At 46.5% G+C, this 15,668-nt stretch carries 11 protein-coding genes; 5 read left to right on the forward strand and 6 right to left on the reverse strand.

Translation table 11 applies throughout. From position 1 onward, the window contains the following. Position 1: 1 nt before the first annotated feature. From narH to F0U83_RS12865, 4 genes are all read right to left on the reverse strand, one after another. On the reverse strand, positions 2-1,570 hold the full coding sequence (gene narH, locus F0U83_RS12850; protein ID WP_138986828.1) for a nitrate reductase subunit beta: 1,569 nt from the start codon (positions 1,568-1,570) through the stop codon (positions 2-4). After that, positions 1,567-5,316, reverse strand: a complete 3,750-nt coding sequence (locus F0U83_RS12855) for a nitrate reductase subunit alpha (protein ID WP_138986827.1) — start codon at positions 5,314-5,316, stop codon at positions 1,567-1,569. The genes narH and F0U83_RS12855 overlap by 4 nt, the downstream gene beginning before the upstream one ends. A gap of 464 nt (positions 5,317-5,780) precedes the next feature. Further along, positions 5,781-7,385 (reverse strand): MFS transporter, encoded by a 1,605-nt coding sequence (locus tag F0U83_RS12860; protein ID WP_138986826.1) that lies wholly within the window; start codon positions 7,383-7,385, stop codon positions 5,781-5,783. A 101-nt stretch (positions 7,386-7,486) separates the two neighbouring features. Next, on the reverse strand, positions 7,487-8,854 hold the full coding sequence (locus tag F0U83_RS12865; RefSeq protein WP_246077665.1) for a nitrate/nitrite transporter: 1,368 nt from the start codon (positions 8,852-8,854) through the stop codon (positions 7,487-7,489). A gap of 181 nt (positions 8,855-9,035) precedes the next feature. On the opposite strand from F0U83_RS12865, the gene F0U83_RS12870 reads away from it, so the two are divergent. Both F0U83_RS12870 and narL read left to right on the forward strand, forming a co-directional pair. After that, on the forward strand, positions 9,036-10,853 hold the full coding sequence (locus F0U83_RS12870) for a type IV pili methyl-accepting chemotaxis transducer N-terminal domain-containing protein (RefSeq protein WP_138986825.1): 1,818 nt from the start codon (positions 9,036-9,038) through the stop codon (positions 10,851-10,853). Positions 10,854-10,876: 23 nt separating this feature from the next. Next, on the forward strand, positions 10,877-11,527 hold the full coding sequence (gene narL / locus F0U83_RS12875) for a two-component system response regulator NarL (RefSeq protein WP_138986824.1): 651 nt from the start codon (positions 10,877-10,879) through the stop codon (positions 11,525-11,527). A gap of 89 nt (positions 11,528-11,616) precedes the next feature. Here narL and F0U83_RS12880 read toward each other — a convergent pair whose 3' ends face one another. Both F0U83_RS12880 and F0U83_RS12885 read right to left on the reverse strand, forming a co-directional pair. After that, on the reverse strand, positions 11,617-11,847 hold the full coding sequence (locus F0U83_RS12880; RefSeq protein ID WP_138986823.1) for a DUF2798 domain-containing protein: 231 nt from the start codon (positions 11,845-11,847) through the stop codon (positions 11,617-11,619). Then, positions 11,844-12,131 (reverse strand): putative quinol monooxygenase, encoded by a 288-nt coding sequence (locus F0U83_RS12885; RefSeq protein ID WP_138986822.1) that lies wholly within the window; start codon positions 12,129-12,131, stop codon positions 11,844-11,846. The genes F0U83_RS12880 and F0U83_RS12885 overlap by 4 nt, the downstream gene beginning before the upstream one ends. Before the next feature lie 104 nt (positions 12,132-12,235). Between F0U83_RS12885 and F0U83_RS12890 the strand changes: the two genes are divergently transcribed. The 3 genes from F0U83_RS12890 (at position 12,236) to F0U83_RS12900 (ending at position 15,619) form a co-directional block, all read left to right on the forward strand. Next, positions 12,236-13,120, forward strand: coding sequence for a LysR family transcriptional regulator (locus tag F0U83_RS12890; RefSeq protein WP_138986821.1), 885 nt, complete (start codon positions 12,236-12,238; stop codon positions 13,118-13,120). Between the two features lie 107 nt (positions 13,121-13,227). Next, positions 13,228-13,809 carry a YiiX/YebB-like N1pC/P60 family cysteine hydrolase gene (locus F0U83_RS12895; RefSeq protein WP_138986820.1) on the forward strand — a complete coding sequence of 194 codons (582 nt, stop codon included), beginning with the start codon at positions 13,228-13,230 and terminating at the stop codon, positions 13,807-13,809. Positions 13,810-14,146: 337 nt separating this feature from the next. After that, a complete protein-coding gene (locus F0U83_RS12900; protein WP_138986819.1) occupies positions 14,147-15,619 on the forward strand; it encodes a NarK family nitrate/nitrite MFS transporter in 1,473 nt (490 codons plus the stop codon). The last annotated feature ends 49 nt before the right edge of the window (positions 15,620-15,668 follow it).

The raw sequence follows: 15,668 nt of genomic DNA on the forward strand, positions 1-15,668 counted from the left end.
CTTATCGCTCCCCATCGTTTAGCAACGCAGGATCAACCTGCTGTACGCCACTTATTTTTTTCACCATAGTCACGGTCTGCTTTTTACCGCCAAAGAGGCTAATATCCTCTTCACCGCCAGAGCAGCCATTACCAAAGCTAAAACCACAGCCGCCACGTTCTGGGAAAGCATCCATCGCAAGTTCTCGGTGACTGGTTGGAATCACGAAACGATCTTCATAGTTCGCAATCGCCAAGTAACGATACATCTCCTGTACCTGCGTTTCTGTCAGTCCCACTTCTTCCAACACGTCTAGGTTTTTATGCCCTTCTACTTGCTCATCTCGCTTATAAGCGCGCATCGCTAATAGGCGTTTCAACGCCAACTTCACAGGCTTTTCGTCACCGGCGGTCAGTAGGTTTGCCAGATACTTAACCGGAATACGCAGAGAGTCGACATCTGGAATAGCACCATTCATACCGATAGAGCCTGCATCGGCAGCTGACTGAATCGGGCTTAATGGTGGTACATACCAAACCATTGGCAATGTCCGGTATTCAGGGTGAAGCGGCAGCGCCAGTTTCCAATCCATCGCCATTTTGTACACGGGAGACTGCTGAGCTGCCTTGATGACATTATCTGTCACACCATCTAACTTAGCCTGTTCAATCACTTTCGGATCAAACGGATCAAGGAAGATTTCGAGCTGTTTCTCATACAGATCCTGTTCGCTACCAGAGGCTGCAACTTCAGCAATACGATCTGCGTCGTAAAGCATCACGCCTAAGTAACGGATACGACCAACGCAGGTTTCTGAACACACTGTTGGCATACCGGACTCGATACGCGGATAACAGAAAATACACTTCTCTGATTTACCGGTTTTCCAGTTGTAATAGATCTTTTTGTATGGACAGCCGCTGACACACATACGCCAACCGCGACACTTGTCCTGATCGATCAGAACGATACCATCTTCTTCACGTTTGTAGATCGCGCCGCTTGGGCATGAGGCCACACATGCAGGATTCAAACAGTGCTCGCACAGACGTGGCAAGTACATCATGAAGGTATTCTCGAACTGGCCGTAGATCTCCTTCTGCACGTTGTCGAAGTTTTTATCTTTCGAACGCTTGGTGAACTCTGTACCGAGAATCTCTTCCCAGTTTGGGCCCCATTCGATCTTTTTCATCCGTTCGCCAGTGATCAGCGAGCGCGGACGTGCTACCGGTTGGTGCTTGCCTTCAGGTGCGTTATGCAAGTGCTGATAGTCGAAGTCGAATGGCTCATAATAGTCATCGATTTCTGGCAGATCTGGGTTGGAAAAAATATTAGCCAACACACGCCATTTTCCACCAATACGTGGTTCGATACTGCCATCGCCTTTACGTATCCAGCCACCTTTCCACTTATCCTGATTTTCCCACTCTTTCGGGTAACCGATACCTGGCTTGGTTTCTACGTTATTAAACCAGGCATATTCAGTCCCTTCACGGGAGGTCCACACATTTTTACAGGTGATGGAGCAGGTGTGACAGCCGATACATTTATCGAGGTTCAGCACCATACCTACTTGAGAACGGATTTTCATACGGCTGCCTCCTGAGTGTAATCATTATCTTCGCCATCTAACCATTCGATATTTTTCATTTTACGAACAATGACAAACTCATCACGGTTAGAGCCCACAGTGCCGTAGTAGTTAAAACCATAGGCCTGCTGAGCATAGCCACCGATCATGTGGGTCGGTTTAGGGCAAGCACGGGTTACGGAGTTATGGATACCGCCGCGAGTTCCCGTAGTTTCAGCACCGGGTACGTTCACAATACGTTCCTGTGCGTGATACATCATGGTCATCCCATCAGGTACGCGCTGGGAAACAACAACACGACACGCAATAGCACCGTTGGCGTTGAACACTTCTACCCAATCGTTATCTTCTATACCGGCTGTTTTTGCATCACCTTCACTCATCCAAATGATCGGACCACCACGAGACAAGGTCAGCATCAACAAGTTATCTGAATAGGTTGAGTGGATACCCCATTTCTGGTGAGGCGTAATCCAGTTCAATGCAATTTCAGGATTGCCGTTCGGTTTTTTGTTCATTAGAGGCTCAACCGACTTGGTATTTATCGGTGGGCGATAAGAAACAAAGCTCTCACCGAAATCACGCATCCATTCATGATCCTGATAGAACTGCTGTCGCCCTGTCACCGTACGCCAAGGAATCAGCTCATGAACGTTGGTGTAGCAAGCGTTGTAAGAGACGTGTTCATCTTCCAAACCTGACCAGGTTGGAGAAGAGATAATCTTACGCGGTTGTGCCTGCACATCGCGGAAACGGATCTTTTCATCCTGCTTTGGCTTAGCAAGGTGTGTATGATCCAAACCTGTGATCTGCCCTAACGCATCCCACGCTTTTACAGCGACTTGGCCATTCGTTTCAGGAGCCAGACTCAGAATCATTTCACAGGCATCGATGGCGGTTTCCAGCTTAGCTTTGCCTTTGTGAATACCTTCTTCCGTATGTGTCCAGTTAAGTTCTTTAAGGAATTTAACTTCGTCTTTCGTATCCCAAGCGATGCCTTTACCGCCATTGCCGATATTTTCCAATAAAGGACCAACCGATGTGAATCGCTTGTAGGTATTTGGATAATCACGCTCTACGACCATAAGATGTGGCATAGAGATCCCTGGAACCGGCTCACATTCACCTTTTTTCCAGTCCATAACGCCCAACGGCTGAGCAAGTTCGCCCGGAGAGTCATGCTGCATCGGTAGGGTAACAAGATCCTGCTCTACGCCTAGATGACCGACACAAACCTCAGAGAACTTCTCGGCGATACCTTTGTAGATATCCCAATCAGAACGAGCTTCCCAAGCAGGATCCGTTGCCGCTGACAATGGATGGATGAATGGATGCATATCTGATGTATTCAGATCATCTTTTTCATACCACGTTGCTGTCGGCAAGACGATATCTGAGTACAGGCAGGTGGTAGACATACGGAAGTCCAGCGTCACCAGTAGATCAACTTTGCCTTCGGCACCTTCATCATGCCATACCACTTCTTCAGGCTTTTTAGTGCCTGCTTCACCTAAATCCTTGTTCATCACGCCATGGTTCGTACCCAGTAGATACTTCAACATGTACTCATGCCCTTTACCGGATGAACCCAGCAAATTAGAGCGCCAGATAAACATATTACGTGGGAAGTTTTGCGGGTTATCAGGATCTTCTGCCGCAAAGCCTAGAGCGCCCGATTTGAGCTGTTCAACGGTATACTCTTGGGCCGTTTTTCCTGCCGCTTCAGCCGCTTTCGTTAACTCAAGCGGGTTACGGCCTAGCTGCGGTGCAGAAGGTAACCATCCCATGCGTTCGGCACGCACGTTATAATCGATGAGGCTACCTGTCCATTTCGATTTATCAGCCAAAGGAGATAGGATCTCCGTCACATCCAGCTTCTCATAGCGCCACTGACTTGAGTGGTTATAGAAGAACGAGGTGCTGTTCATGTGGCGTGGTGGACGCTGCCAATCCAACGCAAAGGCCAACGGAGTCCAGCCAGTTTGCGGACGCAGTTTTTCCTGGCCTACATAGTGAGCCCAACCGCCACCTGTCTGGCCAACACAGCCACACATGATGAGCATGTTCATCAAACCACGGTAGTTCATATCCATGTGATACCAGTGATTCATACCCGCACCCACAATCACCATCGAGCGACCTTTGGTTTTGTTTGCGTTATCAGCAAACTCGCGGGCTACCTGAATCGCAACTTTACGATCCACACCAGTAATTTGTTCCTGCCAAGCGGGGGTATATGGCGCATTATCGTCATAGCTATTGGCGACATAATCACCGCCCAAGCCACGATCTATACCGTAGTTAGCCAGCATCAAGTCATAGACAGTTACCAGCAAGGTTTCCGATCCATCGGCCAATTTGACACGCTTAGCAGGCAGGTTGTGATGGATAATGTCTTTGAAGGTATTGTGTCTGAAGTGTTCATTTTCAACACCACCAAAGTAAGGGAAGCCGACTGAAGCAATCTCATCATGATGCTCGATCAGACTCATCTTCAATGAAGTCGAGCGTCCTTCGCTGCCCTCTTTCTGCTCGATATTCCACTTACCTTTTTCACCCCAACGGAAACCAATGGAGCCATTAGGTACAACGAAGCTATCTGTTTCTTCGTCATAAGCAACGGTTTTCCACTCAGGGTTGTTATCTTGCCCCATGTTGCCATCAAAGTCAGAGGCGCGAATAAAGCGGCCTGCGGCGAAAGTGCCATCTTCACGCGCTTCCAGTTGAACAAGGAAAGGCATATCCGTGTAACGACGACAGTAATCAGTGAAGTACTCACTTGGGTTCTCCACATGAAACTCTTTAAGGATAACGTGGCCAAATGCCATCGCAAGTGCCGCGTCAGTACCCTGTTTTGGATTTAACCACTGGTCACACAGCTTAGATACTTCGGCGTAATCGGGTGTGATAGCAACGGTTTTCGTCCCTTTATAACGCACTTCCGTAAAGAAGTGAGCATCCGGCGTACGTGTCTGAGGGACATTTGATCCCCAGGCAATAATGTAGTTTGAGTTATACCAATCGGCGGATTCAGGCACATCTGTCTGCTCACCCCATGTCATAGGTGATGCAGGCGGTAGATCGCAATACCAATCATAAAAACTTAAGCAAGCACCACCAATCAGTGACAAATAACGTGCGCCTGCGGCATAAGAAACCATCGACATCGCTGGAATCGGCGAGAAGCCAATAACGCGGTCAGGACCATATTTTTTGATGGTATAGGTGTTGGCTGCTGCGATAATTTCGTTTACTTCATCCCAACTTGAACGTACAAAACCACCTTGGCCGCGCATGCTTTTGTAAGACTTAGCTTTAGCCGAGTCTTCGACAATCGATGCCCACGCTTCAACCGGTGATTGTGTTGCACGAGCCTCGCGCCATAATTTAATTAAGCGCTTACGAATAGTTGGGTATTTCAGACGATTAGCGCTGTAAATATACCAAGAGTAGCTCGCACCACGCGGGCAACCACGAGGTTCATGATTAGGTAAATCAGGGCGTGTTCTGGGGTAATCCGTTTGTTGGGTTTCCCATGTGATCAAACCGTTCTTAACATAGATCTTCCAGCTGCAAGAGCCGGTACAGTTAACACCGTGGGTAGAACGGACAACTTTATCGTGCTGCCAACGCTGACGATAGCCGTCTTCCCATCCACGACTCTCTTTGACAGTCTCCCCATGCCCGTTAGCAAAGGTACCCTGTTTTTTCTTTAGAAATCTTAGTCTATCAAGCAAATGACTCATTTTATTCTCTCCTGAAACCACTAGGTCAGGACGGGGTCGAAGCCCCGAGCCGTTCTATTAAAGCGCTGCTGTTTTAACGATTCAGCGCTTGCCGATTTGTCCGGTCCTAAAGCGTGTCTAGCATCCATAGAAGACACACTCTATTGCTTACTGTGGGGCCAACAATAGCGGCATTAACAGCTAAGGCTTGTTGATACAGATCAACACTGAAAGGCAGAGACAGAGAGGGTATATTGACGTATACCTCTTTTGAGGTATCACCCAAAAACACAGATAAATATATGATTTAAAAGTAGTTAATAACAAATAGTCGAATGATAAATTGTAGTAAACAGGTAACGGCGCTTTTTGTAGGTAGAGTAACGGGCCTAGTGCTTTTCACCTAAAAAGACAGTCCGTAACTTACATCATACAAACAAAAAAGAGCCCGAACGGGCTCTTGAAAAGTACCACATCAATCACGCTTATGGGTTCTTATACTCGGCTTTCGGGCCTAAGTAGTACCACCAGTTAAGGGCCAAACACAGCAGGTAAAATACGGCAAAGCCATAAAGTGCCATTTCTGGTGTAGCCATTTTAATTTGCTCACCAAACACTTTAGGAATAACAAACGCACCGTATGCGGCAACAGCAGATGTCCATCCTAATGCCGGGCCTGCCTGCTCTTTAGGGAACACCATCGCAATCGTACGGAAGGTAGAACCATTACCAATACCGGTTGCGGCGAACAGCACTAAGAACAGCCCTAAGAACGGCACGAAGTACTCTTCAGGTGTAGCTGACTGGTAGGCAGCCTTTAGGAAGTAAGCTACACCCAGCGCACTTGCAATCATCACGATAGATACATAATGGGTTACACGCGCACCACCCATTTTGTCTGCCATCCAACCACCGATAGGACGGATAAATGCGCCAATAAAAGGCCCCATCCAAGCAAACATCAACGCAGATGGGCCATTAGCATTGACAACATTATGCGTCATTACCCCATCTACCATTATGTGTTGGTAACCGAATACCACTTTAATGGCTAACGCAAAACCAGCTGAGTAACCGATAAAGCTACCAAACGTCATGGTATAAATGACGCTCATCACCCAAGTGTGCTTGTTACTGAATATTTTAAATTGGCGTTGCAAATTAGGCTTGATATCGCCTGGTATCATTTTCATCAACATCACAGTGAAGAAAAGAATACCCGCAATTACCGGCCACTTAGCCCAGCCAGGGGCTCCCAACCCTGTAGGTGCAGGAAGAATAATATATAAACCCACAGCCGCTGTGAGAAAGCCAATGAGCAAAAGGCCCACTATTTTAGACATAGCCCCCAAAGGAGAGCCTATATCCGGTGACACATCCTCGGTACGAATGTTATTCATGCCGAACCAACCCGCAATGGCCAGAGGAATTAAGAATAACAACCAAACAAAGCCAGCGTTGTGAATATAGGTCTCAGAGCCTGCTGGAATTTTTCCGATCAAGGTGCCTGACGTATTCTCCAGAATCATCGGTGCGCCACCAAAGATGCCCATAGTCATCACTAATGGCACTAGGATCTGCATCGTTGTCACACCCGCATTACCCAAGCCTGCATTTAAGCCTAGTGCTAAGCCTTGCTGCTTCTTAGGAAAGAAGAAGCTGATATTGGACATCGAAGATGCGAAGTTACCACCGCCAATACCTGACAAGAACGCCAGTAACTGGAACACCCATAGCGGCGTATCTTTATCTTGCAGAGCAAAACCCGCCCCCACTGCCGGAACCATCAAGAGCGCAGTCGTAAAGAAGATCGTATTTCGCCCACCCGCTATACGAATAAAGAAACTACTGGGTATTCGGAGCGTCGCCCCTGTTAATCCTGCAATGGCAGCCAGTGTGAAAAGCTCAGCTTTCGCAAATGGAAAACCTAAATTCAGCATCTGAACCGTTATGATGCCCCAGTACAACCAAACCGCAAAGCCGCACAATAGGCTGGGAATCGAAATCCACAAGTTGCGAGATGCAACGCGCTTCCCTTCTGATTCCCAGAATTGCTCGTCTTCTACGTCCCATTTTTTTATATCAGACATATTTTTTCTCCAAAGTGAATACCGAACTATCCGCCCTACGGCGCCCCAGTATTCGACCTACATAACCTGAACCGATTAATGCTCGCGTGCTGACGCACATATCAGCCGCTTGTTGCATCAGAATCTTCTTTCAGAAAGTTATTGCGGATCGCTTCCTGCAATCGAGAACGCCGCTCTTCAACCGATATGCCGTAGTACATAACGCACATACAGACAGCCAACACGCCGTAGAGCAACATGAAGCAGGAGCTACGAACCCCCATAATATCGGCCACAAGACCGAACATAATGGGAAGAACAAACCCACCAATTGCACCCACCATGCCCACCGTGCCTCCTACTACTCCCATCCGTTCTGGGTAGTAGTCGTAGACAATCCGGAACACGCTAGCCTTCCCAAATCCCATTGCCACACCCATCACCATAACAAGTACAGTAAACAGCCAGACCGGCATATCGATCACGAACGTCGTGTCCTCACGAATTCCGTGAACGGTCATGGTGGTGGGGGGATAAGAAAGGAAAAACAGACAAACAAGGCAAACCCAGAAAACGCTCCAATTAACATGGCGCGCCCCTATATGGTCTGCACTCCAGCCACCCAGTACACGTGTTAGTGCACCGGGCAAAGTAAACATCAAGGTAAGAAACGAGGCGGTTTGGATATCCAAGCGGTAATGATTGACATAATAATCGGGCAACCACAAAACCAAGGATATATAGCCTCCAAACACAAAAAAGTAATAAAGCCCAAAGCGCCAGACTCTCGCATCGGCTAAAGGGCGCAATTGCTCTTTTAAAGGAACAACACGGGTAGGCCTCGTTCTTTGCGGGTCAGAATCCGTCAGCATCCAAAAAAGAAAAGCCAACAGCAGCAGCACCACGCCATATACCATCGGCGCCATACGCCACCCATAGGCAATAATCACTAAAGGCACGATCAGGTTAGTAATAGCAGCACCTAAGTTGCCTGCACCAAATATCCCCATCGCCAAGCCTTGGGAACGCTCACTCGATCGGGAGGAAACAAAATGAATACCGACACTAAACATACTGCCTGACGCCCCTACACATAAACCAAGCAACAGGTAGTGTGTAAACGTGCTCGCGTAAGAAAACAGAAAAAGCGGTAAGCTGATAAAAGCCATCAGTACTATCATTAAATTACGACTGCTCCACCTCTCCGCTAAAATACCCATCGGCAATCTCAGAAGCGCACCTGTCAGAATGGGTGTGGCCACTAAAATCCCAAATTGGGTATCAGAAAGATTAAGCTCATGGCGAATTTGTAAGCCAATCACCGAGACTAATGTCCAGACTGCAAAGCAGGCAGCAAACGCCAGAGAAGCCATGGCGATCGCAGATATTTGCTGTTGGTTGGAATTGGCTATCATCTTTTCATCCACTTGGGGAAGCTCGATGATGGGAACATAAGCCAACAACAGATAAGGTTTGTTGATCGAAATCAACTGCTAACCATATGAAATAAATGACATTTTAAGAATATACCTCGTTAGTGGTACCTCTTATCCTCTTTGTAAGCACATGATTACACTGGTATTTTACAGGGGTTCTTCATGTAACTATCTGGATCTCCATTCATCATGATATCTTTGTGAGTACCCAGTCACTCTGGAAAACGAATAACTTATGCATTTCTTTAGACAATCGATTATTGCCCGTCTTGGCGCTGCTATGCTGGCCATCAGTTTAATGGCGGTTGTCAGCATGATCGGCTCGGTGATAGTCGCTGAAAGTACTCAAGGAGATGCGGCTGGTATCAATCTGGCTGGATCGCTACGTATGCTTTCCTATCGAATCATTGCGGAAACAGGCCAGTACACCAATAACCCAAATGAAAGCAACCAAGCTAAAATAAAAGCAACGATCAATGAATTTGATAAACGAATCAACAGCCCTATTCTTGAGACGGTTATTCCTCAAGATGGTGACCATGATCTATACCTTCACCACGATAACCTACTCAAAGAGTGGTACGAAGAGATAACGCCTGCGCTTGAGAAGGCCCTTGCTGAGCCGCTAGCCCCACCAAGTTACATAGGACAAATAGAAGCGTTTGTTTCAAGGATCGACCAAATGGTCCACCTATTGGAACGTAGCACTGAATCTAAGATCAAACTCCTTAGCTTGGTTCAGGGGATCAGTCTATTCATGACGGTATTGATTATCTTTATCGCCATGCTAGATATTAAAAACAATGTCGTCCTACCCTTGCAGCAGCTCGTTCAGATGTCGAAGCGAGCAGGCCGCGGAGATCTAAAGGCCCGCGTTGAATATGAAAGCCAAGATGAACTTGGCGTACTAGGCGATACGTTTAACCAGATGGCTGAAGAGCTATCAAAAACTTACTCCGATTTAGAGCAGCGAGTCGAACGCAAAACCGCATTACTGCAGCAATCTAACGAGGCCCTACAATTGCTCTATGAAACGACTCGGAGTTTTAATCGCAAAGAAGATATTTGCCGCCGCCTGATGCCGGTCATGCAACAGCTCGAAACCGTCAGTCCATTCGGACCGATCGAAGTCACGTTGTGCGAGCCCAACAATAAGCGTAGCTATCGTCAGCTAACCACCCAGTCGTTAGAACGCCCTGACGGGTGTCGGGATTTTAGTTGTAACAACTGTATTGTTTCTGAGGTGGATCCTCGCTCCCATAAAACGCTATCTCTGCCTATCCAAACCAGAGAAACTTACTTTGGGGAGTTTAACGCACAGTTTCTCCCACACTCTCCACCCAACTCCTCTGAAATAAAGTTGATTGAGACGATTGTAGAAAACCTTGCTACCGCCATGTCGTTAGAACTGAAAGCCGAGCAAGAGCAGCAAATGTCTCTGATCGAAGAACGTGCCGTCATAGCACGAGAACTTCATGACTCATTGGCCCAGTCGCTCTCGTACTTAAAGATGCAAGTCTCCAGACTTCAAATTTTACGCAGAAAAAGCGTACCCGAAGAGCAAATAAACGACGTTATCGAAGAACTCAAAGAGGGGTTAAACAATGCCTATCGCCAACTCAGGGAGCTTTTAACGACATTCCGCCTAAAACTCGATGAGCCAGGACTGGAACCTGCACTTGAAAGCACCATCAACGAATTTACTGAACGGCTGGGCTTCCCTGTTGACTACCATTATGGCATTCGACACTTACCCCTAACGCCAAACGAAGAGATCCATGTTCTACAAGTCGTACGTGAGGCACTCGCCAATGTAGTTAAACATGCAAAAGCCTCTCATGTTGGTGTCTCCGTCACAGCCACCCATGAGCAAGTATCTGTCGCTATTCGGGATAATGGCGTAGGCCTGCCACACAATAATGAAACAACCAACCATTACGGTTTAGTCATTATGCAAGATAGGGCTGCCACCTTGAATGGCAAGCTCACGGTCAAGAACACCGACGGCGGGGGTGTCGAAGTTCTGTTACTCTTTAAATCTAAACACGTCTAACGATAAAAATAAGGAATAGCCTCATGAGTGAATCGGTTTCAGCAACGATTGTACTGATAGATGATCATCCATTGCTACGCAAAGGCGTGAAGCAGTTAATCGAGCTTGATGATGATCTGAGCGTAGTCGGCGAAGCCAGTAATGCTATCGAAGGCGTTAAAATTTCAAAAGAAACAGAGCCTGATCTGATTTTACTTGATTTGAATATGCCCGATATTAACGGCATAGAAACGCTGAAAATGCTAAGAGATGAGGATGTCTCCTCACGCATCATTGTTTTCACCGTATCTGACAATGAAGAGGACGTTGTCGCAGCACTTAAAGCGGGAGCAGACGGCTATTTACTCAAAGATATGGAGCCAGAAGAACTCTTAGAACGCCTGCACCAGGCAGCGCTTGGCAAAGTCGTCATCAGCGATAAGTTAACCACACTACTGGCCCAAGCACTACAGTCAGGCCGAAGTAGTAATAAAGCCGATATCAGCAGCTTAACACCGCGAGAAAAGCAGATTATTAAGTTAATCGCTGGTGGGTTACCGAACAAGCTGATCGCTCGTAAGCTGAACATTACCGAAGGTACTGTGAAAGTCCATGTAAAGCACCTTCTGAAAAAACTCAGGCTACGATCGAGAGTTGAGGTTGCAGTTTGGGCCGTACAGGAAGGGCTTGGCTAAATATCTACTAAGAAACCAGGCTGATTCTTCTTTAGGAACCAGCCTGTTAGAGGTCGCTTTACTCCCCCGAATAATCCTCCGTATGTGTATCACCCTTTACCTTTAGGGGAAGGGTTAGCCAAGTAAGCTGACAAGCGATGAATTTCAGGGCCACTGAGCATTGATATCAAAGCCGCCGCAGGCCAAGCCGATAGAAAGGCAGTCAGCCACTGTGTAAAGAAGTTTACATTCCAGCCTAAATTGATCCATGTTACCCAGCCCGTCATGAGTGAAGACAGCATAAAGGACATCAAAACAGAGAAAATAATACGCTGCTTCACAGAGTTGCCTCCAAGCGCTCAACATAATCGATATGCGTTAACTCTAATGATAGGTAATGCTTTGTGTGGGCTGCCTCAAAGTGGGCTGTAAGCGCATCAGCACTTATCCACTCTTCCCATAATGTAAACTTATTCGGCGCATTCTGGTGCGGTCGTATCTCAAAAGATACACAACCTTCTTCAGTCATTGTGTGGGCTCGCAATATCGCTAACTCTTCTCTAGCTCTTGCCGGTGATTGATTGTCGTAAACCGTAAGGCCTGCACTGATCCATAAGGGGTTCATAGTTGAGTCCTATTACCAATTGATACAAGAAGTATCCATCCTCCAATATTACAAATATAATAAAAACACCTTATTTATTAATATTTAATTTCATATTTGAAATCATGTTAGATGACATCGCCTTATTCATTCATATAGTCCAAAAGCAGGGCTTAGCCCCTACAGCAAAAGCACTCGATATCCCAGCCGCGACAGTAACCCGCCGGTTACAGAAGCTAGAGAACACATTGCGCTGTCAGTTGATCCACCGCTCTGCACGGAACTTTAGCCTGACACCCGAGGGTGAAGTCTATTTCAGGGCATACAGCCATTTGGTGGATCAGTTTGAACAAACTAAGCGCCAATTGCATGATGATATGCACGGTATGTCAGGCGCGCTAAAAGTCATGGCCCCTGTTAACCTTACCAGTGGCTTTATGAGGCCTATGTGGTCTGACTTCATCCGCAATCATCCACATATCCAGTTAGAACTAAGCTTAAGCAATCAGCTCGAGGATTATTTAGCATCAAAAGCCGATTTGGCGATACGTGTAGGGCCACAACCAGACTCTAATCTTTATCAAAAACATCTAGGAGTCATTAAAACCTTATTAGTAGCGGCCCCTCGCTATTTGCAACAGAATAACCCACCCACCATGATCGATGAACTGAATAATCATCGCCTGATTGGCACCAAGCCGATCATGAATTGGGAGCTTTCCAGCGAAGCAACTGATCAGGTAATAACCTATCATCCCAGCTTTTCAACATTGGTTAATGACGTCAATTTAGCAACACAATTTGCCTGTGAAGGATTAGGAATATCTTTGCTACCCGAAACAGAAATACGCGACCTTCTGAATAGCGGTCGTCTCATTCACATTCTGCCAAAATGGAGGGGACGTAACCGCGATGTGATTGCCGTTTGGCATGGCGGAAAACTCATGAATGTGCGGGCAAAACGACTTTTAGATTTTATTGTTAACTATATGCAGCAACACAAAGCCTAGTAACACGACTTAAGGTATTAGATAGTGAGACCTTTTGCGTTCCCGTTCATATTGTCAGCGTCTCATAACATACTCCTTGGCAAGTCATTAATGCCGAGGATATACAAATGTCTCCACACTCATCATTAGAACAGCAAGTAACAGCGCAACTCAAAGAAGGCGATATTCTATTCATTTCGATCAATAGTTTTCTCTACAAGCAAGTGGCTCAGGGCACAGGAAGCTGGTGTTCGCACGTTGGTTTTGCCATCCAAGAAAAAGGTAAATGGTATGTGCTAGAAAGCGCAGTGCCTACAGTACGAAAAACACCCCTTCACACATTTTTAAAGCGCACCTGCAATAATGAATTTGCATTGCGCCGTTTACCCTCTGAACTAACCACCACGCAGGTTCTAAAGCTCAAATCGGCGGCGGATAAGCGTATGGGACGTTGGTACCACCTCGGGTTTAACTTCGACTCTACTCGCCAGTTTTGTTCTAAGTTTGTTCATCAGGTTTTCAAAGATGCTCTGGATATCAGTGTAGGAAAAGTAGAAACCCTCCAAGAGCTGATAGAAACCAACCCTCAAGCCAACTTAACCTTTTGGCGGGCTTGGTATTTAGGCTTTATTCCTTGGCAACGTCGTACCATTACTCCCACCAGCTTATTGGTTGATCCACAATTAGAAACCATAATCTGCACGATATAACAAAGGAGGCGTTTGCCTCTTTTGTGTATACACTGTTACCCCTAAATATTCTCTCCCTGTATGAACCAAAGAAACCTTGACCAGAAAAAAGATTTACTTATTAAGAATCAATAAGTTGAAATAATAAATCGTAATACCTATTTGGAGGTACTTACGATTTTTAGGTAAGTTTCGCTATTCACAAGCTTTGATTCACATCAACACGCTGCATCTGAATCTGACCTACTTTTGCCTCATCTTGGTAAGCAGGCTTTCGAAAAACCGACATCGATAGACTGTTAACTTCCGTTTCATTCGCACATGTAGTCGCGATCTGTTCCGCTGCAGGAGTAGTCTTATGACCACTGAAAAACTTCGATTGCTTAATTTTGGCGACCCCAAAATTAAAACATTACATATCACTTGGTTCGCTTTTTTCCTGACCTTTGTTGTGTGGTTCAGCCATGCACCACTACTGGCAGCTATCAAAGTGGCATTTGACCTCACAACTGCAGAAGTCAAAGCCCTGTTAATTTTAAACGTTGCTCTAACCATCCCTTCCCGTATCGTGATTGGGACGCTTGTAGATAAGTATGGTCCCCGCGCTATTTACAGTATGTTGTTGATGGTCGGGGGCGTGATCTGCATCGCCTTTGCCTCGGCTCAAACATACGAACAACTAGCGATATTAAGATTTCTGAGCGGTTTCATCGGTGCTGGTTTCGTTATCGGTATTCGAATGGTTTCTGAGTGGTTCCCTGCAAAACAGGTCGGTATTGCCGAAGGTATTTACGGTGGTTGGGGTAACTTCGGTTCTGCTGCTGCAGCTATGACACTGCCTACGGTTGCTTTAATGTTCGGTGGAGAGGATGGCTGGCGCTATGCGCTAGGTATGACTGGGGTATTCGCATTCCTATATGGCTTACTTTACCGAAAAATTGCTCGTGACACCCCAAAAGGCTCAACTTACTTCAAGCCGAAAAAACACGGTGGTTTAGAGGTCACCAGCAAAGGCGATTTCTTCTTTTACCTATTAATGAACATTCCAATGTACCTTGCACTGGCAATACTTACTTGGAAGCTTTCACCTTCTAACCTCGGCCTACTGAACGAAACAGCAACCTATGGTATCTACGCCGTATTAGTCGTGTTATTTGTGGTTCAGGTTCGAGCTATCTACCACGTAAACGAAGAAAACTTAAAACATGGCGTACCTGAAATCCAGCGCTATAAGTTCAAACAAGTAGCGGTGTTGGATGTCGCCTACTTCGTCACTTTCGGATCAGAGCTAGCTGTCGTCTCTATGTTACCGCTCTTCTTCTTAGAAACATTTGAGGGATTAAGCCCTGTACAAGCGGGCTTATTAGCCTCTGGTTTTGCCTTTATGAACTTGGTTGCTCGCCCAACGGGTGGACACTTCAGCGATAAGTATGGTCGTCGCAAAGCCCTATCGATTTTGATCGCAGGTTTAGCTATCGGCTATATGGTACTTAGCCAGATTGATTCAAACTGGTTTATCCCGCTCGCTGTTATTGCAACTATGTGCTGCTCTTTCTTTGTTCAAGCAGGCGAAGGCGCTGTCTTTGCAGCGGTACCGCTGATCCAACGACGCATGACAGGCCAAATTGCAGGTATGGCTGGCGCATACGGTAATGTGGGTGCTGTTTGCTATTTAACTGTGCTCTCTTTCGTGGACTACTCAACTTTCTTCATGGTGATCGGGGCTTCTGCAGCCGTTGTCTTCTTGTTTGTTCAATTTATGGATGAACCCTCAGGTAAAATGGCGGAGATTCTACCTGACGGCACCGTACAGCTGATTGATGTTGAATAACACGCTATAGTCAAAAAAGGGAGCATCATTGCTCCCTCATCCTTCTCTG

This window comes from Neptunomonas concharum (assembly GCF_008630635.1).
Lineage (GTDB): Bacteria > Pseudomonadota > Gammaproteobacteria > Pseudomonadales > Balneatricaceae > Neptunomonas > Neptunomonas concharum.